Source organism: Butyrivibrio sp. WCD2001 (assembly GCF_000424485.1).
Classification (GTDB): Bacteria; Bacillota; Clostridia; order Lachnospirales; family Lachnospiraceae; genus Butyrivibrio.
The window spans coordinates 369,497-395,632 of sequence record NZ_AUJZ01000004.1 but is presented as its reverse complement, the minus strand read 5'-3'; the positions used below and the strand labels follow the sequence as shown (position 1 = coordinate 395,632).

General features: G+C 43.2%; 18 protein-coding genes and 1 pseudogene. 15 read left to right on the top strand and 4 right to left on the bottom strand.

All coding sequences use genetic code 11. The features are described 5' to 3' along the window. Positions 1 to 281: pseudogene (locus G630_RS0104880) on the top strand (IS1634 family transposase); the annotation flags it as partial. A gap of 137 nt (positions 282 to 418) precedes the next feature. Here G630_RS0104880 and rpsT read toward each other — a convergent pair. Continuing rightward, positions 419 to 682 (bottom strand): 30S ribosomal protein S20, encoded by a 264-nt coding sequence (gene rpsT, locus G630_RS0104875; protein ID WP_022760763.1) that lies wholly within the window; start codon positions 680 to 682, stop codon positions 419 to 421. 308 nt (positions 683 to 990) lie between these two features. On the opposite strand from rpsT, the gene G630_RS23370 reads away from it, so the two are divergent. The 4 genes from G630_RS23370 to G630_RS0104855 all read left to right on the top strand — a co-directional run bounded on the left by G630_RS23370 (position 991) and on the right by G630_RS0104855 (position 10,874). Further along, positions 991 to 3,906, top strand: a complete 2,916-nt coding sequence (locus G630_RS23370; RefSeq protein ID WP_049946094.1) for an InlB B-repeat-containing protein — start codon at positions 991 to 993, stop codon at positions 3,904 to 3,906. Between the two features lie 30 nt (positions 3,907 to 3,936). After that, the gene (locus G630_RS0104865; protein ID WP_026497927.1) at positions 3,937 to 5,895 is read left to right on the top strand and encodes a leucine-rich repeat protein; all 1,959 of its coding nucleotides are present in this window, start codon (positions 3,937 to 3,939) and stop codon (positions 5,893 to 5,895) included. Between the two features lie 44 nt (positions 5,896 to 5,939). After that, on the top strand, positions 5,940 to 9,710 hold the full coding sequence (locus G630_RS0104860) for an InlB B-repeat-containing protein (RefSeq protein ID WP_026497926.1): 3,771 nt from the start codon (positions 5,940 to 5,942) through the stop codon (positions 9,708 to 9,710). Between the two features lie 138 nt (positions 9,711 to 9,848). Then, positions 9,849 to 10,874 (top strand): fibronectin type III domain-containing protein, encoded by a 1,026-nt coding sequence (locus G630_RS0104855; RefSeq protein WP_026497925.1) that lies wholly within the window; start codon positions 9,849 to 9,851, stop codon positions 10,872 to 10,874. Positions 10,875 to 11,020: 146 nt separating this feature from the next. On the opposite strand, the gene G630_RS0104850 is transcribed toward G630_RS0104855, so the two are convergent. Next, entirely contained in the window at positions 11,021 to 11,869 is an 849-nt protein-coding gene (locus G630_RS0104850) for an alpha/beta hydrolase (RefSeq protein ID WP_026497924.1), read from the bottom strand. A gap of 156 nt (positions 11,870 to 12,025) precedes the next feature. Here G630_RS0104850 and G630_RS0104845 point away from each other — a divergent pair, with 156 nt between their 5' ends. The 10 genes from G630_RS0104845 to fucO all read left to right on the top strand — a co-directional run bounded on the left by G630_RS0104845 (position 12,026) and on the right by fucO (position 22,966). Then, positions 12,026 to 12,688, top strand: coding sequence for a DUF4230 domain-containing protein (locus tag G630_RS0104845; protein WP_026497923.1), 663 nt, complete (start codon positions 12,026 to 12,028; stop codon positions 12,686 to 12,688). Positions 12,689 to 12,699: 11 nt separating this feature from the next. After that, complete coding sequence (locus tag G630_RS0104840; protein ID WP_026497922.1) at positions 12,700 to 13,476, top strand: hypothetical protein; 777 nt, start codon at positions 12,700 to 12,702, stop codon at positions 13,474 to 13,476. Between the two features lie 71 nt (positions 13,477 to 13,547). Beyond that, positions 13,548 to 14,615, top strand: coding sequence for an NAD(P)-dependent alcohol dehydrogenase (locus tag G630_RS0104835; protein WP_022760755.1), 1,068 nt, complete (start codon positions 13,548 to 13,550; stop codon positions 14,613 to 14,615). A gap of 75 nt (positions 14,616 to 14,690) precedes the next feature. After that, a complete protein-coding gene (locus G630_RS20740; RefSeq protein ID WP_022760754.1) occupies positions 14,691 to 15,665 on the top strand; it encodes a CobW family GTP-binding protein in 975 nt (324 codons plus the stop codon). 74 nt (positions 15,666 to 15,739) lie between these two features. Further along, complete coding sequence (lepA, locus tag G630_RS0104825; RefSeq protein ID WP_022760753.1) at positions 15,740 to 17,557, top strand: translation elongation factor 4; 1,818 nt, start codon at positions 15,740 to 15,742, stop codon at positions 17,555 to 17,557. Further along, positions 17,557 to 18,780 (top strand): radical SAM family heme chaperone HemW, encoded by a 1,224-nt coding sequence (gene hemW, locus G630_RS0104820; RefSeq protein ID WP_044958688.1) that lies wholly within the window; start codon positions 17,557 to 17,559, stop codon positions 18,778 to 18,780. The genes lepA and hemW overlap by 1 nt, the downstream gene beginning before the upstream one ends. Positions 18,781 to 18,855: 75 nt before the next feature. Next, positions 18,856 to 19,686, top strand: a complete 831-nt coding sequence (locus tag G630_RS0104815) for a metallophosphoesterase (RefSeq protein WP_026497920.1) — start codon at positions 18,856 to 18,858, stop codon at positions 19,684 to 19,686. Positions 19,687 to 19,745: 59 nt separating this feature from the next. Continuing rightward, positions 19,746 to 21,122: an MATE family efflux transporter gene (locus tag G630_RS0104810; protein ID WP_022760750.1), complete on the top strand. Its 1,377-nt coding sequence runs from the start codon at positions 19,746 to 19,748 to the stop codon at positions 21,120 to 21,122. A gap of 26 nt (positions 21,123 to 21,148) precedes the next feature. Further along, the gene (locus tag G630_RS0104805; RefSeq protein WP_026497919.1) at positions 21,149 to 21,721 is read left to right on the top strand and encodes a TetR/AcrR family transcriptional regulator C-terminal domain-containing protein; all 573 of its coding nucleotides are present in this window, start codon (positions 21,149 to 21,151) and stop codon (positions 21,719 to 21,721) included. A gap of 96 nt (positions 21,722 to 21,817) precedes the next feature. Next, on the top strand, positions 21,818 to 22,966 hold the full coding sequence (gene fucO, locus G630_RS0104800) for a lactaldehyde reductase (RefSeq protein ID WP_026497918.1): 1,149 nt from the start codon (positions 21,818 to 21,820) through the stop codon (positions 22,964 to 22,966). A 229-nt stretch (positions 22,967 to 23,195) separates the two neighbouring features. Here the strand turns inward: fucO and dprA are convergent, their stop codons facing one another. Then, entirely contained in the window at positions 23,196 to 24,344 is a 1,149-nt protein-coding gene (gene dprA / locus G630_RS0104795) for a DNA-processing protein DprA (RefSeq protein ID WP_049946093.1), read from the bottom strand. After that, positions 24,341 to 25,930, bottom strand: coding sequence for a YifB family Mg chelatase-like AAA ATPase (locus G630_RS0104790; RefSeq protein ID WP_026497916.1), 1,590 nt, complete (start codon positions 25,928 to 25,930; stop codon positions 24,341 to 24,343). The genes dprA and G630_RS0104790 overlap by 4 nt, the downstream gene beginning before the upstream one ends. Between the last annotated feature and the right edge of the window lie 206 nt (positions 25,931 to 26,136).

Here is a 26,136-nt window from a genome sequence, read left to right as displayed (position 1 = left end):
ACCTCAAGGAGAGGCTTTCAATGCGGCGGATGTCAGTCGCTTCCGAGGAAAACTTCGAAGGCAAGCTGTTTGTCCAGTTCATAGCGCTTCAGATGGTGTCTTATATCAAAAAGCAGATGGATGAGAACGGCCTGTTCAGCAACTATACAATACAGTCACTGCTGGACGAGCTAGATACAATTGAGTATTACCAGCAGCCTGGCAAGGCGCATCATCTGTCTGAGGTAACTGCAAAACAGCGTGAGCTCTATAAGCTCATTGGAGTCGATGCCCCGACATGATCAAACCTTGGTATAAAATGACGGGACTTTAGGTTTTTAGGGGGAAGGTGGCACGAAGTGCCGGATGAGGGAAAAAAATACCTCAGATATCGGTGAGAAGATATCTGAGGTATTTTTATTATTCATATAAATAAATCTTACTGAATCTTGTTAACAGCCTGAGCAAGACGTGAAACTTTTCTTGAAGCTGTGTTCTTCTTGAATACGCCCTTTGACTCAGCCTTGTCGATTGCTGATGTAGCAGCAAGAAGTGCCTTAGCAGCCTCTTCCTTGTTGCCAGCCTCGATTGCTGTTCTAACCTTCTTGATTGCTGTCTTAACGCCAGACTTTACAGCCTGATTTCTAGCAGCCTTCTTCTGATTTGTAAGAATTCTCTTCTTGGCAGATTTGATATTAGCCATAATTTCCTCCATATTGTTACTAAATTGAAAATTTGATACGTTATCATTAGGTAATATGGCTATGAAACCGGACACGGACAGTCAATGCCACATACACCCAAATATTTTAGCGATTAACTACCGCAATGTCAAGGGCAATTTATTATGTCCTTTACAGGGACTATGAAAAAATATATAATTGTAGTTGAAATAAATCACAAATAGGATTATAATTGCAAAATGTGCATAACATATGATTATACATGACGCTATGTTTTTGGGGTTCAAAAGACACTTAATTTGTTTTTTTTATGAGGTCGCATTATTATATGAAGCGCAAATTAAAGCTGGTCACAGAACTTTTCATATTTCTCTTTGCACTGACCTTTAATAGTAATTTAAAGGTTCAGGCAGAGAATTTCAACTACATATCTAATGATTACGTTACTCCGCCGTTACCTGAAGTTGGTGAGCTTGAGCCGATTATCTACAATGGGGTAGGGCTTAGGGTTCGAAATGCAGCTAATCTGAACATGGATGCTGACACAGGAATCCACTACAGATATCTCGATGATACTTCGAAGAAGATGTACAGGGCATTATACAAGGCGGCTCTTAATGTATATCCCCATGATACAGCAAGCTTTCTTATAACAGATTCCCATATGATTGGAGTCGCGTATGGTGATACTGAGGAGTTCGCATTCACAGCTGACCAGTATCAGGCTGCATACGAGGCTGTTAGATACGATCACCCTGATATGGTGCAGTTTAACGCATGCGTAGTTAAGATGTGGTCAGGCTATACCTCATATACTTCTTCTGATGTAAAGGTGTATAACACTTATTTGTGTCTTATTGCGAACGAAGGATATGACCAGGCCAAATTCGACGAGATTACAGCGGAGATTCAGCAGGGACGCACAAGGTTTCTTAATGATTCTTCCATAACAAATGCAACGGGCAAATATGCAAAGGAGCTTGCTATTCATGACTTGCTTCTTAATATAACAACCTACGACTATGATTGTTTTGCGGAAAACACTGTGTATAATATGGGACACAGTGTTTATGGCATTGTAAAAGACGGAAAAGCCGTATGTGACGGATATGCTATGGCATTTTCATATCTTCTTGAAGGCATCGGCATAAACTCTGTGATTGTATCAAGCCAGAGTCATGCCTGGAATGTTGTTCAGCTTGGATATGAATGGTATGAGGTTGATGTCACATGGGATGATGTTAATTCAACCGATGAAGGAACTCTGCACAAGTATTACAACTTGTCGACAGAGCAGATAAGCGATGGCTCGGCTACAAGGACAAGGACAGATGCTTCGGCAAAATTCCCTATAGCTTACGGAACTACATATAATTATACATATGTAAAAGAGCTTATTTTCAAAAACTCAGAAGCGGCGCTGGTTCCTGTTACGGGTCTTACATTGGCCCCGCAGCAGCTAACGGGAAAAACCGGAGACAGTGGGCGCTTTACACTGACCTATAGTCCTGAAAATGCTAACAATAGAAGTGTTTTATGGGAAAGTTCTAACACGGATGTAATTCTGGTAGACGATTATGGCTATTACATTCTTAAAGGCCCGGGAAGTGCTACTGTTACGGCTATGACAGCTAACGGTACAGTAAAAAGCAGTGCATCCGTATATGTCACAGATGAAAACGACAATATTTTCGTAGGAAATATTACTTTATCTGATACTTTGCTTGAATGTGAATACGGAGATACCGGAATCATAACTTACACAGTTGCTCCTGCTAATGCTACAAATAAGAATATCATCTGGGAAAGCAGTAACAAGTATGTTGTAACAGTAGAGGATAAAGGAACTGAGGGTATAGTATATACTGTTACAGGCCCCGGAAAAGCGATTATAACAGCTAAATCAGAAGATGGATCCTGCGAAACAGCATGCGAAATAAATGTACCTTATGTAAATATTAAGGTGACCTATGATCTGGCCGGAGGAACCGGTGATGTTGAGGATAATATCTGGCAGATATGCGGAAGAAGATACAGTCTTCCGACGGAAGTTACCAGAGAAGGATATGAGTTTGCCGGCTGGTATACAGCTAAAGAAGGCGGAGATAAAGTAAACTACTGGACTGTAGTTACTGCAAAAGAAGACCATACTCTCTATGCACATTGGAATGCTATAAAATACACGGTTACTTTTGATGCAAACGGTGGAAGTGTTGCATATGCCGATGCTCAAAGAGAAGTGGCTTATGGTGATGCTATAGGAGAACTCCCGGAGGCTGCATTTGAGGGATATACCTTTGACGGATGGTTTGATGCTGCTGAAGGCGGAAACGAAGTTACAGCTACGGCAATAGTGACCGGAGACATGACTCTCTATGCGCATTGGACAATTATACCGCCGGAAGATCCCGATCCTGAACCTGCAGATCCGGAACCTGAACAGCCCACAGATCCTGATCCGGAACCTGAACAGCCCACAGATCCTGATCCGGAACCTGAACAGCCTGCAGATCCGGAACCTGAACAGCCTGCAGATCCTGATCCGGAGCCTGAACAACCGGCAGATCCCGATCCGGAACCTGAACAGCCTGAGCAGCTCGTGAATCCTGAACCTGAACAGTCTGAGGAACTCGTGACTCCTGAGCCAGAACAGTCTGAGCAGATTGTGAATCCTGAAGCCGAACAGTCTGTGAATAATGAAGCAGAACAGCAGAAGGAGGAAGTCTCCGAGACCGAGACCGGTACTGCAATTTCTAAGAATGATGTAAATGATTCAGCACAGACAACAGCCAATGAGGCAGTGTTACCTGCAGACGGTAATATTGAGGTTGCGGGTAAGGAATATCACGTAGATGAGACCGGTAATGCAACTGTGATGGTGGCTGAGAATAAGGATGTCACATCAGTTAAAATAGGCGATACAATCAACTACAACGGTGAAAGCTACAAGGTTACCGTTGTTCAAAGCAAGGCCTACAAGAACTGTAAAAAGCTTAAGAGCCTTACACTTGGCTCCAATATCGAGAAGATAGGCTCGGGCGCTTTTAGCGGCTGTAAGAACCTCGGTAAGATAACAATCAAGGCAAACAATCTTAAAACTGTCGGTGGTGGCAGCTTTAAGGGCATAAAAAACGGCGCGAAGATTACCGTTGTATGTAAGGATAAAAAGACCTACGATAAGGTGGTTAAGAAGCTTAAGAAAGCCGGAGCAAAGACGGCAAAGTTTAAATTCAAAAAGGGTTAAGGTTTTTAGAAGTTAATGAGCGAAAAACAAATGAAAAGAATATATTCGCTTATGTTGTCTGTATTTGTGGCAGTGTCCATCCTGGGTGGAATACCGTTCACAAATATAGATGTTAATGCCGCGCCTAAAAATCAATATTTGAGGAAGACCAATGACCTTGTAAAGCTTCGCATGCCGGAAAGTGTAGAGTTGGCAGAACGAACTGTAACAGGGACGAAGTCGAATGTCCTTGGCAGTACCAATTACAATACCGGGGTCGCAACGGGCACACATTATAATTACCTGAGTGATAAGGCCAGGATTATCTACAGAGCCTTTATGGCAGCAAGCAGTCATGTCTTTGCTTTTGGAACAGATTTAGACAATGTAAGCTACACCGAGCTTGCGCCTCTTGCAAAAGATGAGACTTCTATTTTTTCAATCCCCGACCAGGATTTACAGGATGCATATGAAGCCGTCAGATATGATCATCCGGATTTGCTGCAGCTTACGATGTCTGATATTCAGCTAGCCTATGAGCCGGTTAATTACGGAAATGAAATAAGATATAACACATATCTTTTTTTGGTTTCTTCCGATCCTGCTTATAATCAGGCTTGGTTTGATCAGACTACAAGTTCAATGAAAGCTAAGAGAACAGAGTTTCTCTCTGATCAGAGCATAACAAGTGCGAGCGGAGTGTTGGGAAAAGAGCTTGCAATTCACGACAAGCTCATGTCAATCACTACATATGATTTTGCTTGTGCAAAAAACACAACTAATCCTGCTCAGTTAGGCCACACTGCTTATGGTGCGCTTTTTAGAGGCCTATCAGTTTGCGACGGATACTCCATGGCTTATGAATATTTGCTGGAAGGGGTGGGAATCCATTCTATGGTTATAGGCGGAATGGCTGATGGCGGCGGCCATGCCTGGAATATCGTCAAGCAGTCAGGCCAGTGGTACGAGGTTGATGTCACCTGGGATGACGACGATACGATCAGCGGAGTGTCTGCGGAAACAGAGTATGAGGAAAGGCATCGTTTTTATCATCTGACAACGGCTCAGATATCTAATTATTCATATACTAATGGTTCTACGCAGGTAACAATTACCAGATACAGGGATGGTTTTTCAACAAATTCTCCAAAAGCGACGTCAACACAGTATAGCTGGGAGAATGTTAAAACGCTGCTTGCTTCCGGTGGTGACGTTCAGTATGTGGAAGTTACAGGTATATCTGTTGATCCTCAGACTGTGAAAGCTACGGGAGCTGACATTGGCACCGAAGGGGCTCTTACAGTGACGATAACTCCTGCAAATGCAACGAATAAGACGCTTGTCTTTTCAAGTAAAAATGAACAGGTTGTCACGGTGGATGAAAACGGTCGCTACAGGATTGTAGGCACAGGCAGCGCATATGTCACGGTTTCGACTTACGATGGAGAATATGAGGCTTCCTGTCTGTTTACAGTAAGCGCTGATGATAATGCTGCAAAAGATGATAATATCGACTATACTGGGATTTTTGACGGCGATGGAGATAATGCCGAAAATAACGAGCAGGAGACTGCTATCGGAGATAATATCAGCAGTAGTGACAAGAACTATCTGGTAGTCTCTTCTGACAGTGTTGCTGTTACAAAGCAGAGCAACAAGAAGGTCAAGAAGGTGAAAATTGGCGATAGCATCACCTACAACGGCAAAACCTATAAAATCGTTGAAATCAAGGCGAATTCCTATAAAAAATGCAAGAAATTAAAGACTCTCAGCCTGGGTAGAAATATTACCAAAATTGGCAAGGGCGCCTTTAGGGGCTGCAAGAATCTCGATAAGATTACAGTAAGGGGCAACAGCCTAAGTACAATCGAGTCCGGCAGTTTTGCGGGCATAAAGGATGGAGCCAGGATCACAATTATTTGCAAGAACAGGAAGATGTTTGAAAAGCTTGTAAAGAAATTCAAACAGGCTGGAGCGAATAAGGCTGTTTTCATCTATAAAAAGGGATGATAAAAATAAAATTTTTGTATATGTTTCTGGAGGGTATTTAAGAAATGAACAAGAGATTTTCCAATGCTTTGACTGCGGTGGCAGGTTTGATGATTGGAAGTACTATATTAACAGCTTCTGGCATGGGTGTACATGCATCAGAGGCTGTTAATTTTATGCAGACAGAACCTGAAGAAGTTTTCATAACTGATAATGCGGGCGAATCTGAAGAACTTCTTGAAGGCTTCATGCATAAGCAGGCTTATTCGAAGTCTTCAGTAAAAACCAGAAACAGTAAGAGAAGATCAACGCTTAGCGGAGTGAATGTATATATTTACGATGAATTAAAGAAGTCAATTGAAAAAATAGCAAATGGTGAACTTGCTTCTTCTAAAATGACAGTGTCAATTTCTCTAAAAGATTACTTTGGAGATAACTGGAAAGACAAATATACTCCGGCGGACTTTGGCCTTTCGAGTTTTAGAGATAGCGATGGATATCTTTCAGCAGAAGTGACTAAGACTTTGACAGGGTATTTGGGGTATGAGCCTTCAAAAATAACGAAAGCGCTTCGCTTTGATTCACCTTATGAGATGTACTGGTTCGGAAACAGTACATCTCATTCTACGGGGTTTTCCTGTCAAATTTACGGAGATGGTACCACAACTTGGTTAGAGTTGGATGAGGTTCAGAATTATACATTTTCTTTTACTGTATCTGCTAATTATAGTGTATCCGGGGAAAAGGACACATTTGATGTAGATACTAATAAGTGTAAGGCAGTAAAGACTGCTGCAGCTAATGCTAATGCTATCATAAGAGCCAATGCAGCGAAGAATGACTACGAAAAGCTTAAGGCATATAACGATGCTATTTGTGAACTGAATACTTATAACAAGCAAGCTGCAAAAGATGACAGCACTCCCTATGGAAATCCCTGGCAAATGATATATGTTTTTGATGAAGATCCCACTACAAATGTTGTATGTGAAGGGTATGCGAAGGCCTTCAAGTATCTTTGTGATGGCAGTACATTTGAAAACAGTTTGATTGAATGCTACATCATAACGGGAACAATGAGTGATGGCAAGGAATCTGAAGGCCACATGTGGAATCATGTGCGTATGGATGATGGAAAAATCTATCTTGTTGATGTCACCAACTGTGATTCAAACAGTGTAGGATATCCTTATAAACTGTTCCTGGCGGGCGGAAAGAAGGTAGGCTCTACAACATGGCTTAAGCCCAATAAAGTAAATGTTTATTATACCTGCGATACGGATACTATAAGCACCTATTCTGTCACCGAAAGGACATGGTCTGAAACAGATTACAATGCTGCTGATGCCCAGGATGCCCAAAAGGTTACTGTAACTTTTGATCCCAACGGGGGACAACTGGAGACCAATACAAGAGTGGTAAGTGCCGGAATAAATATAGGCACATTACCTACTCCTACAAGGACTAATTATATTTTCGACGGATGGTATACCGAAAAAACCGGTGGAAGGCAGATTGGTACTGCCGAAACATTTGATGCGGATACGACTGTTTATGCGCATTGGACCGGAGTGAACGTAAGCGTAATATATAAAAATAATGATGGCACCAATAATAATACTCAGAAAATCGTAAGATATGGTGAAGCATACGGAACCATGCCGCAGATAACAAGAACAGGCTATACTCTTGATGGCTGGTATACAGAAAAAGACGGCGGAGTTAAGGTAACTGTGGATACTGTTATATCCAATCCCAATACGCATACACTCTATGCTCATTGGAATGCTAATGCTTGTACCATAATCTTCGATGCAAATGGTGGACAGGTAGGAGAAACTAGCAGAAACAGGAATTATGATGCGCAGTATGGCGAATTGCCTGTTCCTACACGTGCATACTATAGTTTTGACGGATGGTATGATGCACCTGAAGGTGGAAAAAATGTTTTGGATACATACGCTGTTAAGGGCGACATAACACTCTATGCTCATTGGAAAAAAATTGAGTTAACTGCCAGCTTCGACAGTAATGATGGAAGCGGAAAAATAACAAGAAAAGCAGTAACATATGGCGAAACCTACGGAGAATTATCCGTACCTTCCAGAACAGGATATGCCTTTGAGGGCTGGTATACTTCCGAACAGGGTGGAAGCCGAATCACAGCAGATACAATAGTTAGTTATTCATCAGATCATACACTTTACGCACATTGGAAAGTTAATACTTATACCGTAACCTTCGATGCAAATGGCGGACAGGCTGAAGAAGTAAGCAGAACCAGGAATTATGGTGAGGCATATGGAGCTTTCCCTGAAGCTACCAACGGATATTTGAAGCTTGAGGGATGGTATGATGCGCGTGAGGGCGGAAATCAGATAAATATCTCCGATAAGGTTAAGGGAGATATAACACTTTATGCTCACTGGTATGAACTTGGTTTGAACGCTACTTTTGTAAAAAATGATGGCTCAGGGAAGACAACTATCATAAGAGTAATATATGGAAAACCTTACGGGGAGCTTCCTATAGTTACGAATGAGGGCTATACATTTGAGGGCTGGTACATTGAGGACCAGGGAGAGCCTATCACTGCGGATACACTGGTATTAACAGATAAGTCGCACAAGATATATGCTCGCTGGGCTACTATCCAGGAACCACAGGATGAAAATGCCGAGTACAGCCTCAGTACTATTCCAAATAAAAGTATTCGCATCTTTGAGAAAAATACGGTTGAAGCTACACTGTTGAAAAACGGAAGCGTAGTTCAGGATCTGACTGATTATAGGTTTGAATGGGGAAATTATGCGAGTGATAGTGGGAACTATTGTGAAATAAAACCTTTATCTCAAAGACAGGATTCCGTGGTTATTGAGTTTTTTAACAAATATTCCAATGCGGATAAAGGACAATTTTATCTTAAGGTATATGAAGGAACTAATCCTGAACCGATTGCTACAACAAAATTTACATTCTTCTATAAGATATATAACATGACCGTGTCCTTCGACTATAACGGCGGAACAGGATCAGCGTCCCCTATTCATGTTACTGAGGGTAAGCCTTACGGTCCGCTTCCTACGAATGCGTACAGAGAAGGATGCAATTTTGATGGATGGTTCACAGCGCCAGACGGAGGATATGAAGTTACTGAAGACTATGTTGTTGGGGAAACTCAGGATCATACGCTCTATGCACATTGGTCATGGGATGTATCGAAGCAGCAGGGGCAGAACCAGAATCAGCAACAGGAACAGAATCGGCAGGCAGATGAACCTGATGCAAACGAAAATGGCGGACAGGCTCAGAATAACGAAAGCCAGGATAGAACACCTGAAGAACCTGTACAGGATACGATTGTTGCGATTGATAATAATGATCAAAACGCACAGCTGCCTGAAGGCGGAATGGTAGAGAACGGCGGAAATGAGTATCAGCTTTCTGAATCCGGCACTGCTTCTGTTGCTGCGGCAAATGATAAAAATGTTACTTCCGTAAATATCGGCAGCGAGGTTTCCTACGGCGGCCAGACTTACAAGGTAACTGAGATTAAGAGCAGCGCCTATAAGAACTGTAAAAAGCTAAAGAGTGTTACTATCGGTTCTAATATTGTGAAGATAGGCTCAAATGCGTTTAACGGCTGCAAGAACCTTAAGAATATTACTATTAAAGCAAATAACCTTAAGTCTGTCGGAGGAGGCAGCTTTAAGGGAATTAAGAACGGAGCGAAGATCACAGTAATCTGTAAGGATAAGAAGACTTATAACAAGATTGTGAAAAAGCTCAAGAAGGCCGGAGCCAAGAAGGCTAAGTTCAAATTTAAAAAAGGGTGAAAATTTTTTTCGGGGATAAAAGAAATACTTGAAATTAATAATGAAAAACTGTTATGATAAGGAACTGGTAACTTTCAGAGGGAACGTTATCATCGATACTATCAATTTTTGTTTTATATTTTAGGGAGGAAAAGGGGAATGAAAGAAAAGTTCTTCAAATTCTCGCAGATGCTTGTTGCAATGGCAGCATTTGCAATTGTATTCACCATGGGTGGGGATTCCACCAAGGCTGCTAGTTATGGCTATGTTAGTAATATAATGCAAACAGCCCAGACAGAGACTTCTGTTACAATATCATGGACTCATACAGGACCGGGTGTGGACTATATTGGTTATAGTACTGATCCTGATAGCGGTAATGCCGGAAAACAGGCCAAGGCTATGGCTGAAAGCAGACAGATAGCAGTTCCGAAGGGACAGACTTCATATACTATCAGTAATCTTGCGCCTCACAGCACAGTTTGTTTTGCTATAGGAACTCCCGGATATAAGAATAGCATGTACGCTTCAACAAAGCATTGCAAAACTCAGCCCGGAGTTGCAATACCCAGACAGAAAGAGTGGTATAGAGCAGCTCTTACATGTTGGATTGAGTGGGATAAGCAGGCTTGTGCAGATGGATATGAGTATATCTTCACAGATTCAAGAGGCAATGTTATCGACCAGGGAACTTGTACAGGTGGAACTTTCAGTGAGTCTGTAAAGAACAACAAGATTTATAAGGTACAGATAAGAGCTTATTCTGATATAAATAATAGACAGGAGCAGAGAGTTTATTCTGAATGGTCACCCTGGACTTACCTTATGACTCAGCCGGGCGCTAAGCCGAGGAGAGGACAGACTCAGCTTGGCCTTGATGTACATGTATCAGGCGGAAAGCTTATCGTTGACTGGGAAAAGGTTGATGATGTATCAGGATACTACATTTATATTGCAACCAAGAAGGGCGGCAAGTTTACAAAGGTTAAGACCTGTAAGGCAAGCACCGGCAGAGCAGTAATCAAGAAGTTTAAGAAAAAGAAGTTTAAGTCAAACAAAAAGTACTATGTATTTGTTCAGTCCTTCAAGGATGTAAACGGTCAGAGATATAATTCCGGTATGAACTACATCTCATATAATAATGGCAGATACAGTAGCTTCATATATGCTCAAAGTTGGAATTAAAAAAATATGAAACCTTTAGGAGGCTCATGCCACACCTGGGATTTTGAAAATAATAAGCAGCGGCTTTGTCTGCTAAAAGAACTTACAAATTAAAAAATAAGCGCTTCAGAGAAGTATATAAAACTCTCTGAGGCGCTTTAATATTTTTATTTAAAGAATACCTGAAGTGCGTGGTACAGGTGAAGCTGCCATGCCTTGATGTCATGAACTCCGCCGGGGATGATGTAGAAATCATAGTTCTGTCCCTGAATGAGAAGGTCTGACTTGGCGACAGCCTTTTCCATGATATCCTTGTGCTCTTCGAAGGCGATGTCCTTATCGCCGTTGCAGCAAAGCATGTATTTGAGATCGAAGCCGTTTGCCTTTCCGTCAGCCAGAGTCTTGCAGATTCTCTCTACCTCAACCGCGTGATCGCCGAATGGTCCGCAGCATCCGGAGAAGGGGCCATACCATGCAAACAGATCGAAGTTGTTATAAAAAGCAGCGCGATAGGTGGTCATGGAACCGAGGGAAAGACCAGCAAAAGCTCGGTGGTCTCTGGTTTTTATCAAGTTTTCTTCCGAAACATTTTTATCCGAAAAACAGGAATACTTACCCTCGACAGCAGGAATCAGATCATTTCTGATCTCATATCTGAAGTTCTCACATCTGGATTCATCATGCGTGTGCTGGTCCTCTTCATCATGGTAGAAAGTGGGAGTTACTATGATGCTGGGATCACATATTTTCTCTGCAAACATGTTATCCAGAATCGTAACCGTCTCAGGAAAATCCTTGAACCAGTAATTATGATTGCAGGCGCCGCCGTGCAGCAAGTAGAGAATGTTGTACTTCTTTGATTCATCATATCCGCAGGGCAGATATACAAGCGCTTTTTTGTGCAGAATGCGCGCCTCGTCATCATAGGTCTGCGAATCATATTCCAGAACTTCTATGCGTCCTTTGTTAGGTTGTTCAGAAAGCATTTTTGAGGGCATTTCGTATATAAAGTCCATTTGTCATCCTCCTTATAATTGTTAATACATATTATAGAGAAAGATAGAGGAATAAACCTATCGGAAATTGCGAAATCGGCAATATATTTTTGCAAAAAACCGTTTTACAATGATAATGTGAGATACCCCACATTCAGGAAAAACGGAGGGCAAAGTATGAACTTTTCAGATCAGACAAAGAAAAACATCTATTTGGTAATTATCGGTTTATCGGTTGTTGTAATGATCATACTGGTGTGCGGATATATCAGGGATAAAAAGACCTCCCCGGATGAGATTCAGGGGGGAACACCGATAGCACAGATGAAACCTCAAAAGGATAAGGTCCTGGTGTCAATAAGTACCGAGACGATACAGGACGGACTTTCAAATATGGGGATACTGCTGACGCAGGAGTACTATTTTACGCAGGTTGAGAAGTACACCAAGGAAAAGAAAATTCTGAGCGTGCTGCCTACATCCTCTGAGTTCATGTACAGCTATGATGGGGCGGTCATGGCGGGTATTGATTTTGAGAAAATCGAGATCACTAAGGATGAGAAAGAAAAGAAGCTCATGGTCCATATGCCGGAGTCTGAAATACAGACGGTGAACGTGAATAAGGATACATTCAAGATATACTCGGAGAAGGACTCCCTTTGGAATCCTCTTAAGCTTGAGGATTATAATATTTCTCTTGCTGAGTTTGAAAACACAGCGAAACAGAAGGCGCTTGACAGCGGAATTCTTGAAAGATCCGATGAGCAGGCAAAGAATTTGGTGATGAATTTTATAAAGAATTTCCCTTCTGCATCGGACTACGAAATTGTATTTGAATAAGGAGCGCGGCTATGACATTAAAGAAATTTACATGGATTGTTGTTCTTATACTTGTGGCAGTTATATCTTTTACAAAGGTTGCACCCTGGGCGGTGAAACCTGAAAATCATACGCATACGATGGAGCAGACAGAGGAAAAGATAAACACGGTTCTTACTCTTTCCGGCGGTGCAGCGGCAACAGCGGCGACTCTTTCTCTGCTTCCCGGGGATATGTGCACACCGATAGCAGAACAGCTTTCGGAACTTGCAAAGTATTTTCTGCTTATTCTTAGTGCCCTCTATCTGGAAAAATTTCTTATAAGCATCTCGGGATATATCGCGTTTTCAGTATTTATCCCACTAGCATGCCTCGTTTTATGCGGAGTGGTTATATTCGGAAAAAAGAGCTGGATAGCTGTTGCAGGCAAAATAGCCCTCATCGGGCTCGTAATTTATATGATTGTTCCCGCCAGTGTAAAACTCTCCGACATGGTGTATCAGACACAGGTTTCAAGGGTTAATGAGACAGTTGAAGAGTATAATGAGCTTGATATTGAGTCGGATTCCGAGGGCGGAATTTTGGATGAGCTCACGACACTTACAAGTGATACGGTGGACAGGGTGACGAAATTTTTAAGCGGCCTTTTGGAGTCTCTGGCGGTTATGATCGTTACGGCCTGCGTTATTCCTATACTTGTCTTTGTGTTCCTTGTACTCCTTGTGAAAATGATTTTTACATCAAATGTGATGACGCTTGATTCCGGAGTGATTGATTTAATTGCGGAAAAGGTTTCGAAGAAACGATAGATTTGTTATAATGGTTAAGTCACTAACTGTTTCGGGGGAAACAAAAAACTCATAAAGGAGGAGAAGGTATAATGAAAGGTTTTGCAATGCTCAAAATCGGCGAAGTGGGCTGGATCGAGAAGGAACGCCCTGCTTGCGGACCCATGGATGCTATCTGTCGTCCGCTCGCTATCGCTATCTGTACTTCAGACGTTCACACAGTCTGGGAAGGTGCGGTAGGTGATCGCCACAACATGATTCTCGGCCACGAGGGATGTGCTGAGGTCGTTGAAGTTGGTAGTATGGTTAAGGATTTCAAACCCGGTGACAAGGTTCTGGTACCTGCTATCACACCTGACTGGAATTCACTTGAAGCACAGGCAGGCTATTCCATGCACTCCGGCGGAATGCTGGCAGGATGGAAGTTCTCTAATTTCAAGGATGGTCTTGATTCCGAATTCTTCCATGTAAATGATGCTGACGGTAACCTTGCACACATGCCTGAAGGTATGTCACTTGAGGATGCCTGCATGCTTTCAGACATGGTTCCTACAGGATTCCACGGCGTTGAGCTGGCAGATATCCAGTTTGGTGATACTGTTCTTGTTATCGGTATCGGACCTGTTGGTCTTATGAGTGTTGCCGGTGCACACATGCGCGGCGCATCAAGAATCATCGCAGTAGGAACACGTCCGAAGTGCGTTGAAGTTGCTAAGGCTTATGGCGCTGATGAATTCATCAGCTACAAGAACGGCACAATCGAGGATCAGGTTCTTGCAATGACAGACGGACAGGGTGTTGACAGAGTCGTTGTAGCAGGCGGCGGTGTTCAGACCTTTGAATCAGCTGTTAAGTCACTCAAGCCCGGCGGAAAGATCGGTAATGTCAACTATCTTGGAAGCGGCGACTATATCACAATCCCCAGAGTAGAGTGGGGCGTAGGTATGGGACACAAGCAGCTTGCAGGCGGACTTATGCCCGGTGGAAGACTTCGTATGGAAAAACTCGGAGCTCTTGTTTCTTCAGGAAAACTTGATGTAAGCAAGCTTTCAACACATGTATTCCACGGCTGGGAGCATATTCCGGAGGCATTACAGCTTATGAAGGATAAGCCCGCCGAACTTATTAAACCTGTTGTAATTCTTGATAATCAGCCATAATAAAGGATTTTCCGGGGCGGTCATCTGACCGCCCTGTTTTTAAGTAGACTTTGAATTGTTAGGAGCATTAAAGATATGCAGATTTTACTTATATCCGGCTTTCTCGGAGCAGGTAAAACCACGTTTATAAAGGAACTGATTAAAAGGACGGATAAGCGCCCTGTCATAATGGAAAATGAATATGGTGCGAATAACCTGGATTCACTCGAACTTCAGAATGCATCATCAAAAGAATCAGATATAAAGGTATTGGAGTTTATGGAGGGATGCGTGTGCTGCACCATGAAGGACAGCTTCGTCAATTCGGTGCTTGCGATCTTTTCATCCCTTGATCCCGAGTACTTGATAATAGAGCCTACAGGTGTAGGAAAGCTTAGCAGCATTATTGAGAACCTGAAGCCGGTTCTGAACAAAGTGATATTCCTGCTTCAGCCGACGGTGGTGATTTCACCTCTTTCCTTCAGGCAGAATATGAAGGAGTGGCCGGAGCTTTATACAGATCAGATTGCTAATGCGGGCAGAGTTGTCTTTTCAAAATGCGAAAATGCGGATCCGGATGAAATAAAGAAGGTTACGGAAGAAATCAGGCAAATAAATCCCAAGGCTGAAATTATCAGTGAGCATTACTCGAAGATGGATGATAAATGGTGGGACAGCCTTTTTCAGACAGAACTGACAGGCGATGGGGCTGTGGGATTAACGCATGACAATGGTGACGGTACTAAAGCGATGACAGTCTCAGATGAAACTGAAAGCGGCAGTTCGGAAGTATTCTCACAAGTAAGCATACAGAAGGCAGGAGTACATAATCCCACACAGCTCGTTCAGCTCCTGGAGGACTGCCTTAGAGGTGAATTCGGACTTGTGAGCAGGGCTAAGGGTACGCTTTGGGTAGGCAGTGAAATACTTCGATTTGACCTGGCGGATAGAATGTATGCTGTAACAGACTCTCCGGATGATAACTGCCAGTGCGTTTTCATCGGGAAAAATCTGGATGAAAAGAAGCTAAAAGACAGGCTAGTCAGCAGCTCTAGAAGGACTTTGAAGTGAGCTGCATGTTATGGTATCATGTTTCAGGATGTATAGGCATCATTGAAACAAATTAGTAAGGAATGGATTTTTAAATGTCAGAATTTGATCAGAGTAAAATCAGGAATTTTTGCATAGTTGCTCATATTGATCACGGTAAGTCCACACTTGCCGATCGTATGATTGAGACCACAGGTGTTCTCACCAGCAGAGAGATGCAGAACCAGGTGCTGGATAACATGGACATCGAGCGAGAGAGAGGTATAACCATCAAATCTCAGGCTGTGCGAATGGTATATAAGGCTAAGGACGGCGAGGAGTATGTTTTCAATATGATTGATACTCCCGGTCACGTGGATTTCGGATATGAGGTTTCAAGAAGCCTTGCGGCCTGCGACGGCGCAATCCTTGTTGTTGATGCAACTCAGGGCGTAGAGGCGCAGACTCTTGCAAACGTTTATCTGGCCCTTGACCACGACCTGGATGTCTTTCCTGTGATAAATAAAATAGATCTTCCCAGTGCCAGACCGGACGAAGTAAAGGAAGAAATCGAGGATGTCATCGGTATTGAGGCCCATGATGCACCTCTTGTTTCCGCAAAACTTGGAACGGGAATCGAGGATGTGCTTGAGGCTGTTGTGCACAGAATTCCCGCACCTACAGGTGATGCGAATAAGCCTCTTAAGGCGCTCATTTTTGATTCGGTATATGATTCATACCGCGGAGTTATCGTTTTTGTAAGAGTAAGGGACGGTGTCCTGAAAAAAGGAATGACCGCTAAGTGCATGGCTTCAGGAGCTTCATGGGAAGTTGTTGAAGTAGGTTATTTCGGTCCGGGACAGTTTATCCCCTGCGATGAATTGTCAGCAGGAAGCGTAGGATACTTTACCGCTTCAATTAAAAATATCCAGGATGCGCGTGTCGGTGATACAGTTACGGATGCGTTAAATCCTTGCGAGGAAGCGCTGCCCGGTTATAAAAAGGTAATGCCCATGGTTTACTGCGGACTTTACCCGGCTGATACAGCAAGATATCCTGAGCTTCGTGATGCGCTTGAAAAGCTCCAGCTTAATGATGCTTCGCTTTTCTATGAACCTGAGACTTCACAGGCTCTGGGCTTTGGATTCCGTGCAGGTTTCCTTGGACTGTTACATCTTGAGGTAATTCAGGAGAGACTTGAGAGAGAGTACAATCTCGACCTTGTAACCACAGCACCGGGCGTTGTTTATAAGGTGCACAAGACCGACGGCACAGTGTTTGATTTGACAAACCCTGCAAATCTCCCTGATCCTGCGGAGATTGAATTTATGGAGGAGCCCATTGTAAACGGTGAGATCATGGTTACTACGGACTATGTCGGATCCATCATGCAGCTTTGTCAGGAGAGACGAGGCAGATACATCAGTACCGAATACATCGAGGCTACCAGAGCGGTTCTTAAGTACGAGCTTCCGCTTAATGAGATTATTTATGACTTCTTCGATGCTTTAAAATCACGTTCAAGAGGCTATGCATCCTTTGATTATGAGATAAAAGGCTACGAGCAGTCTACACTTGTTAAGCTTGATATTTTGATAAATCATGAGCAGGTTGATGCACTTTCATTCATCGTACACAAGGACGGAGCGTACGATCGCGGCCGTAAAATGTGCGAGAAGCTAAAGGGCGAAATCCCTAGACACCTCTTTGAGATTCCGATCCAGGCGGCAATCGGAGGAAAGGTTATCGCCAGAGAGACCGTCAAGGCTATGCGTAAGGACGTGCTTGCGAAGTGCTACGGCGGTGATATCAGCCGTAAGAGGAAGCTTCTTGAGAAACAAAAGGAAGGTAAAAAGAAGATGCGCCAGATCGGCAGCGTAGAGATACCTCAGCAGGCCTTCCTCAGCGTATTAAAACTGGATGAGGGAAATTGATGACTTCACTTGGTATCTACATCCACATACCTTTTTGTATCCAGAAGTGTCTGTACTGCGACTTTCTCTCCTTTCCGGAGGGGAGACAGCAGCAGGCACTTTATTTTGATGCTCTGAAAAAGGAAATGCAATCAGCGGCGGATGAATGCGGAGATTATGAAGTTGTATCTGTTTTCTTCGGCGGCGGAACACCTACCTCCGTGAAACCACAGTTTATCTCGGAAATAATGGACATATTGAAGGCGAAGTACAACCTCTCTGCGGATGCTGAAATAACTATCGAATGTAATCCCGGAACCGCTGATTTTAACGCCCTTAAGCTCTATCATGAATCGGGAATAAACAGACTGAGCATAGGGCTTCAGTCCGCAAAGGACGAAGAACTACAGCGCCTTGGAAGGATTCATAATCTGTCACAGTTTGAGGAATGCTATAAAAATGCCCGGGCAGCAGGTTTTGATAACGTAAATGTGGATCTCATGAGTGCCCTTCCGGGGCAGAGCCTCGAGGACTGGAAAAGTAATCTGGAGTTTGTCTGCAAACTTGATCCAAAGCCTGAACATATCTCTGCGTATAGTCTCATAATCGAGGAGGGGACCCCTTTCTATCAGATATATGGAGACGAGGCGGAGCAGCTTGAAAAAAGTGGTGATGCGACTAATGTTGCAAGCGAAAATGTGTATCTTCCGCTTCCCGATGAAGAAACAGAGCGCGTAATGTATCGGCTAACTAAGGCGATTCTCGCTGAAAACGGTTACCACAGATATGAGATATCAAATTATGCGACCGAAGGATTTGAGTGCCTTCACAATAAGCGTTATTGGCAGGGCGGTGATTACATCGGATTCGGCCTTGGAGCAGCGTCACTCATGAGAGCCGAGCGCTTCCATAATACCGCGGATTTTCAAAAATATCTGAAGTGCCTTTCTTTAGATAAAAATGTAAGTGATGATTTCAGACCGGAAAGCATACGGGAGGATATAGAAAAACTTGATACCACAGCCAGGATGGAGGAGTTCATGTTCCTTGGACTTCGCATGATATGCGGTGTTTCAGTGGAGGAATTCAAAAAAAGATTTGACCGTGAGATTGACGAAGTTTACGGCGATGTAATAAATGAGCTTGTATCTGACGGGCTCATGATTCGTGAAGGGGATAGTATTCGACTCACCGATAAGGGACTTGATATCAGCAATTACTGCATGGCGAAGTTTTTGCTATGAGCTTATGCAATGAAGCATATTTTGATGGGGGAAGACAAAAGAGAAAAATATATAAGACAAGGAAAATATAGTTAGATGAAAAAAGAAACACGAAGTAACAAAAAGCTTTTATGGATAATAATCATTCTTTTATTTATTATCCTTGCGCTTACCGCATGGTTTGAAATCCCTGTAACAGAGCATTTTAAGCTTGAAAGTGGCGGCAAAATTACCGGTCACGTGCGTTTTGCACTTATCACGGACCTCCATTCTTGTTATTACGGAAAAGACCAGGAAAAACTTAAAAATATGATCGATAAGGAAGAGGTGGATGCAGTACTTTTATCAGGAGATATTTTCGATGATAGATTTGATGATTCCAATTCGAAAATGATTATTGAAAAACTTGCTACCGAATATCCCTGCTATTATGTTGCCGGGAACCACGAGTTTTGGAGCGGCAGAGTACAGGAGATGAAGGAATATCTTAAAACTGTCGGAGTGACAGTGCTTGAAGGTGGCAACACTGAACTTGAAGTTCGTGGGAATACAATAGACATCTGCGGAGTTGATGATCCCACCTATATGTCCATGGATGAGTGGAGAAAGCAGCTTGAAAGCGCCATGACCACATCGGATAATTACAAGATTCTTTTGTCACACAGACCTGAAAAGGTAGATGTGTATAAGAATTATAATTTTGACCTTGTTGTAGCAGGACATGCTCACGGCGGACAGTGGAGAATTCCCTTTACAAAGTACGGAGTAGAAGCGCCGGATCAGGGCCTTTTCCCTAAATATGTCGATGGGCTTCATACTTTATCTGATAAAACCAAAATGATTGTAAGCAGAGGCCTTTCAAGGGAGAGAATACCGCTTCCAAGGTTTTTCAATCATCCGGAAGTGGTGATTATCGAGATTGATTAAATATCGCAGTTCGGATTTTGCTTTTGCAGACCGAATAAGATCCTGCGATAATAATATATATGAATAATAGATTATCTGATAAAACTAAAAAACAATATGACATGCTAAGTGGGAGTTTGCTGGATAAAATTGTTATCTTTGCACTTCCGCTTGCTATTTCCAGTATATTACAGCAGCTTTTTAATGCTGCTGACCTTGCTGTGGTCGGAAGATTCGCTTCTTCGGAGGCAATGGCAGCGGTAGGAAGCAACTCATCGGTAATCGGACTTCTTATCAGCTTTTTTATCGGCTTGTCCGTTGGTGCAAATGCTCTTATCGCCATGGAAATCGGAAGAGGAAGAAATGACCAGATAAAGGAGACTGTGCACACGGTAATTGCGGTTTCTCTCATCGCGGGTATTGCACTCGTTTTTATTGGCTTTTTTATATCAAAACCGATTCTGATACTTATGGGTGCGCCGCAGAATGTTATGTCTCTCGCAATCGTTTATCTTCGCATTTATTTCCTTGGAATGCCTGCAGTAATGATATACAACTATGGCTCGGCGATCCTTAGGAGTAAGGGAGATTCGAAGCGCCCTCTGTATGCCATGATGATTGCAGGAGTAATAAACATTCTTTTGAATCTTCTTTTTGTTGTGGTGTTCCATCTGCATGTAATCGGAGTTGCTTTGGCGACGGTGCTTTCAAATATGTTCAGTGCGGGGCTTGTTCTGAGCTTTCTGATGACGGAGGAAGAACCGTTCAGATTGGAGTTTAAAAAGCTTTCCATCAAAAAGAAGTACCTCATCCGTATGATGAAGATAGGCCTTCCGGCGGGGCTTCAAGGCGCAGTTTTTTCTCTTTCCAATGTTGTGATTCAGTCTGCTGTAAACAGCTTTGGAGCAGATGCGATTGCAGGTTCAACTGCCGCAACCAATTTTGATTTCATTTCGTATTGTGCAATGAGTGCTTTTGCACAGTCTGCAGTAACTTTCACCAGTCAGAACTACGGCGCCTGCAATTTCGATCGCTGCAAAAAAGTATTCAGGATTTGCATGCTGTGTGGAATCGGGGTGTCTGCTACGGTAGTATTTTTGCTGGTGACCTTCAGATATCAGGCAATTCAGCTATTTACAACCGATCAGGCGGTAACAGAGTTTGCCATGAAAAGAATAATGACAGCGTTCGTACTGCATTTCCTTATAGGATCTTATGAAATCAGTGGTGGCGCACTAAGAGGAATGAACCATTCTCTGGCGCCTGCGGTTATATCTATTTTTGGAACCTGCGTCTTCAGGCTGATTTATGTATTTACCTATATTCCGAGCCATCATACTTTTGAGGCACTTTTCCGCGTATATCCGATTTCCTGGGTTATAACAGGGACAGTAACTTTAAGTGTGTATTTTATTGTGAGGAACAAAGAGTTTAGAAAGATTGCTGATAGGAAATAAGAAAAATATAAGGAACGCAAATTATCATGAACAACGACAGTAAATACAGGCTTGCAGAGGCAATTAAGGAGTGCATGAAAACAACCTCTGTTGAGAATATTACGGTAAAACAAATTGTGGATATCTGTGGTGTTTCAAGGCAGACGTTCTACCGCAACTTTATAGATAAGTACGACCTCATAAACTGGTACTTCGACAGACTCCTTGAGCAGTCCTTTAAAGAAATGGGCAGTAAGGAAAATCTGAAAGAGGGACTTATAAAGAAATTCAAGTACATAAAGGCTGAGAGAGTATTCTTTTCTGCAGCCTTTCGCTTTGATGAGCAAAACAACCTCAAGGAACATGACTTTATCATGATTTATGAGTTTTACTGCAGACTCATAAGGGAAAAGACAGGGAAGCTTCCGGATAAGAAAACACGAAAGCTTCTGGAAATGTACTGTCAGGCCTCAATTTATATGACAGTTCAGTGGGTGCTTAAAGGCATGAAGGAATCAGAGTCAGAACTTGCTGATCTGATGATAGACGCCATGCCGGCTCCGATTGCAAAACTCTTTTCCGAGCTTGGAATATCATGGAACAAAATATCAAAAGTGTAACTTATATTTGTATCCCATAAATGCTAAGGTTTTAAGTGGTAGGTAATGTCTGTGTAACGCAGGCAAAATAATAATTTTTTATGGGAGGCATTTATAATGGCAAACAGAATTTCATTAAACGGCACATCCTATCATGGAGCAGGTGCCATCGCAGAAGTAGTTAACGAGATTAACAACAACGGATTCAAAAAAGCATTCGTGGCTTCTGATCCCGATCTTATAAAGTTCGGGGTAACATCAAAGGTTACAGATCTTCTCGACGGAGCTAAGATTCCTTACGAGATATATTCCGATATCAAACCCAATCCCACAATTGAGAACGTAAAGAACGGCGTTGAAGCCTTCAAAAAGTCAGGTGCTGACTGCATTGTTGCTGTTGGTGGCGGATCTTCAATGGATACCTCCAAGGCCATCGGTATAATCATCACAAACCCTGAGTTTGCTGATGTTCGTTCACTTGAAGGTATTGCACCCACAAAGAACCCTTGCGTTCCGATCATTGCAATTCCCACAACAGCAGGAACAGCTGCAGAGGTAACTATCAACTACGTTATCACGGATGTTGAAAAAGAGAGAAAGTTCGTATGTGTTGATACACACGATATGCCCATCGTTGCTATCGTTGATCCCGAGATGATGAGCTCGATGCCCAAGGGACTTACAGCAGCAACAGGTATGGATGCGCTTACACATGCAATCGAAGGTTATACAACAAGAGCAGCCTGGGAGATGACAGACATGTTCCATCTCGAGGCTATCAGACTTATCTCCAAGAATCTTCGCGGCGCTGTTGAAAATACCAAGGAAGGCCGTGAGGGAATGGCACTTGGTCAGTACATCGCAGGAATGGGCTTCTCCAACGTAGGCCTTGGAATTGACCACGCTATGGCTCATACACTTTCAGCTCACTATGATACTCCTCATGGTGTTGCCTGCGCTATGTTCCTTCCTATCTCCATGGAGTTCAACCGCGAGCACACCGGCGAGAGACTTCGCGAGGTTGCAAGAGCAATGGGTGTTGAGGGCGTAGATAACATGAGCCAGGAAGAGTACAGAGATGCTGCAATTGCCGCAGTTAAGAAGCTTTCTGAGGATGTTGGTATTCCGAAGACTCTTGATAAGATCAAGGAAGAAGATCTCGATACACTTGCAACAGATGCTCTTAACGATGCTTGCTATCCTGGCAATCCTCGTGAGGCAACCAAGGAGCAGGTAATCGAAATGTTCCGTATGCTTATGGCATAATGCGTAGATATTTTTGATTTGGATAGTAGTATTCGTGAAAATCACGGAAAATTAATATTGTCAAGTACGAATTATGCATCAATCTATTCATAATCCGTAGATTTTACGTCCCCCTTTTCAGCTATAATTTTGCTGGAGAGGGGGAAATTTTATATGTCTTGATTCAAAAATCATTCACTAATCCTCATGATGTAAGAACTGAAGTGGTAAGGGAGGAGGTAGGCAGAGATTAACCCCGCCTATAAAACCCGGTCCCGGTCTGGGATACGATACCCATAATGCATAATTCCACCAGGCAGTTCATGACTTGAGCGACCGATATTTCAATTCCACTTGACAACAGTTTTTCAAAAATAACGGATGTGGTCTGGGGATAAAAATCCAGTGAATTAAAAATGCATTCCTGTGTTTTATTGAGCCCAAATGTGGATGAGTCATTTATGAAATCATTTTTATCGGATGAAGAATTACCGCCAAGTGCAGCAGACTTTTTGCAAACATTCTTCCCAAGATTTCGCTTCAGATAATCCACGATATCTTCCGGACTTGATGCGATATTTGCACCTTGTCTGATCAGTGAATTACATCCGTAGCTCAGGCTGTCGCAGATCCTTCCGGGGAGTGCGAATACCTCACGGCCCTGTTCAAGGGCCATATCAACAGTGATAAGTGTGCCGCTTTTTTCTCTTGCCTCTATCACAAGGACAACATCGGACAAGCCACTTATTATCCTGTTTCTTGGCGGGAAAAACTGCGGCTTTGGCTGCGTTCCCGGAAGATATTCTGATATTACCCCTCCGGAGGATAGCAGTTCATCATAGAGACTTCGGTTTTCCTCGGGATAACAGATATCTACGCCGCAGCCCAGAACTCCGTAGGAGTCTCCTCCGGCATATACAGCTGCCTGCTGAGATATGCCGTCGATGCCACGAGCCATGCCGCTTATTATCTGGATTCCCATGGACGCCAGCTTTTCGCCGAAAAGTTTGGCGGCAAATTTTCCGTATTCGGAACTGTTTCTCGCACCTATAATCGACACGGAAGGCCTCCTCTCATCAGGAAGCTTGCCGACGCAGTATAGGGCAAAGGGCGGATCCGGGATATCAAGAAGTCGTATCGGATAGCCTGCTGATCCATAGTGATAAAAGTCGATTCCGGTATTGTATAGATGCTCATATTCAGCTTCAAGATTCCACTGCTTCTTTTTTAAGGCGAAGACCTTGAACTGCTTCACAGTCATGATTTTCTTTAGCAGACTTTCATCGGCTTCAAAGATATTCTTACAACTTCCAAATTCCTGAAGAAGCTTCATAAGAGTCTTATTTCCAAGCCCTGGAACATTATGGAGCATATATGCGTAAGCATTATCTGTTATCATGACACGCTCCTTTCTGAAACTCTTTTGCTGAAATATTTTGAATCCATCATTCTGTAGCAGGCAGCTTCTGTCAGATGCCGGGCCTCGATATTTTCAGAGCACTCAAGATCCGCAATTGTACGCGCTACTCGCAGAACCTTGTGATATGCGCGGGCGGAGAGATCCATTGTGTTGAAAATCTGCTCCATGAGGCGCTGTTCCTTTGTTCCGAGCTTGCAGTATTTTTGAATCTGCTTTGGACTCATCTCAGAATTGAAACGTATACCTTCGTTCGCAAATCTTTTTCTTTGTATCTCGACAGTTCTCATCACACGTTTTCTTATCTCTGCACTTGTTTCGTTGCAAGTGGTTCCGTGACTTAGCTCGCTGACATCCACTTTGGCGGCTTCTATGCTGATGTCGATTCGATCCAGTATAGGACCCGATATTCTGCCCAGATACTTGCGTATCTCTGACTCCGAGCATTTACATTTGTTGAGATCCGGGTAATAACCGCAGGGGCAGGGATTCATCGCACCAACCAGAAGCAGATCGGCAGGATAGGAAAAGTTGCCACCGCTTCGTGCTATATGAACCTCGCGATCCTCGAGAGGCTGCCTTAAGAGATTCAAGGTATTGCGTTTAAATTCTGCCATTTCATCAAGAAACATTACACCTCTGTGGGAGAGAGAAATAACGCCGGGATGAGGATATAATCCACCTCCGGCAAGGGCAGACTCGGTTATCGAGTGATGCGGACTCATGAAGGGGCGTCGGGTTATAAGAGTTTCGCCCTTTTTCAGCATTCCTGCAACACTGTAAATTGATGATACTTCCAGCGCTTCGTCCCTCGAAAGAGGAGGCATGATGGAAGGAATTCTCTTTGCCACCATGCTTTTTCCCGAACCCGGAGGGCCTATCAGAAGAATATGGTGATATCCTGCAGTCGCAATTTCCACAGCTCTCTTAACCGCGGATTGACCGTTGATCTCTGCAAAATCCATGCCCTTTAGATAGTCATCACGGCATTCTGCATTTTTGAAAAGCGCATCGACATCGACTAATGTGGGCATGATCAGCGAATTTCGTTCTTCTTTATCGGTTTTGAGATATGCCACAACTTCGGAAAGGGAGCTTACACCAATTACCTTCATTCCCTGAACAACCGCTCCCTCACGGGCATTGTCCGCAGGCAGGATACATGTTTTAAAACCGCAGGAATAGGCGTGAGTCACCATCGGAAGAATTCCGCTGACCGCCTTTACCTCGCCGTCTAGTCCGAGCTCGCCGATGACAATTGTATCTTCGAGCGCATCTGCCTGAATCTCGCCGACTGCTGAAAGGATACCCACTGCCACCGGCAAATCCACGGCGATACCGGACTTTCTGATATCAGCGGGAGAGAGGTTGACCGTAATCCTCATGGGAGGAAGCGGATAGCCAGCATTTTTCAAGGCGACTTTGACTCTCTCTGCAGCCTCCCTGACATCGCTGCTCATGAAGCCCACCATATTGAACATGGGAATGCCGTCAGAGGTGTCAACCTCTACCTGCATCAGATACGGCATAATCCCTTTTACCGCACCTGAAATTACTGTACTGAACATAAAAAACTCCTTTCGGGCGCAAAAATAGCGCATCAAAGGATCTCTTCGAAATCAAATACAGGAAAATACGGAGAAACTCCGTGTGGAAAAAATAAGCGCGTTTACGCGCAAAGACAATTATATACAAACGAGACCTTTTTGCAAGAGGAAAATCCTAAAGTTACAAAAATTCATCTAAATTTTAGCTTTATTTCATTCTATGTTCG

What these genes read in the sequence shown, in the direction of transcription:
- G630_RS23370 (WP_049946094.1), top strand. Translation starts at nt 991, where the DNA reads ATGAAGCGCAAATTAAAGCTGGTCACAGAACTTTTCATATTTCTCTTT.
- G630_RS0104845 (WP_026497923.1), top strand. Translation starts at nt 12,026, where the DNA reads ATGAACTTTTCAGATCAGACAAAGAAAAACATCTATTTGGTAATTATC.
- rpsT (WP_022760763.1), bottom strand. Translation starts at nt 682, where the DNA reads ATGGCTAATATCAAATCTGCCAAGAAGAGAATTCTTACAAATCAGAAG.
- lepA (WP_022760753.1), top strand. Translation starts at nt 15,740, where the DNA reads ATGTCAGAATTTGATCAGAGTAAAATCAGGAATTTTTGCATAGTTGCT.
- G630_RS0104850 (WP_026497924.1), bottom strand. Translation starts at nt 11,869, where the DNA reads ATGGACTTTATATACGAAATGCCCTCAAAAATGCTTTCTGAACAACCT.
- G630_RS0104860 (WP_026497926.1), top strand. Translation starts at nt 5,940, where the DNA reads ATGAACAAGAGATTTTCCAATGCTTTGACTGCGGTGGCAGGTTTGATG.
- G630_RS0104835 (WP_022760755.1), top strand. Translation starts at nt 13,548, where the DNA reads ATGAAAGGTTTTGCAATGCTCAAAATCGGCGAAGTGGGCTGGATCGAG.
- G630_RS0104815 (WP_026497920.1), top strand. Translation starts at nt 18,856, where the DNA reads ATGAAAAAAGAAACACGAAGTAACAAAAAGCTTTTATGGATAATAATC.
- G630_RS20740 (WP_022760754.1), top strand. Translation starts at nt 14,691, where the DNA reads ATGCAGATTTTACTTATATCCGGCTTTCTCGGAGCAGGTAAAACCACG.
- G630_RS0104790 (WP_026497916.1), bottom strand. Translation starts at nt 25,930, where the DNA reads ATGTTCAGTACAGTAATTTCAGGTGCGGTAAAAGGGATTATGCCGTAT.
- G630_RS0104805 (WP_026497919.1), top strand. Translation starts at nt 21,149, where the DNA reads ATGAACAACGACAGTAAATACAGGCTTGCAGAGGCAATTAAGGAGTGC.
- fucO (WP_026497918.1), top strand. Translation starts at nt 21,818, where the DNA reads ATGGCAAACAGAATTTCATTAAACGGCACATCCTATCATGGAGCAGGT.
- dprA (WP_049946093.1), bottom strand. Translation starts at nt 24,344, where the DNA reads ATGATAACAGATAATGCTTACGCATATATGCTCCATAATGTTCCAGGG.
- G630_RS0104865 (WP_026497927.1), top strand. Translation starts at nt 3,937, where the DNA reads ATGAAAAGAATATATTCGCTTATGTTGTCTGTATTTGTGGCAGTGTCC.
- hemW (WP_044958688.1), top strand. Translation starts at nt 17,557, where the DNA reads ATGACTTCACTTGGTATCTACATCCACATACCTTTTTGTATCCAGAAG.
- G630_RS0104855 (WP_026497925.1), top strand. Translation starts at nt 9,849, where the DNA reads ATGAAAGAAAAGTTCTTCAAATTCTCGCAGATGCTTGTTGCAATGGCA.
- G630_RS0104840 (WP_026497922.1), top strand. Translation starts at nt 12,700, where the DNA reads ATGACATTAAAGAAATTTACATGGATTGTTGTTCTTATACTTGTGGCA.
- G630_RS0104810 (WP_022760750.1), top strand. Translation starts at nt 19,746, where the DNA reads ATGAATAATAGATTATCTGATAAAACTAAAAAACAATATGACATGCTA.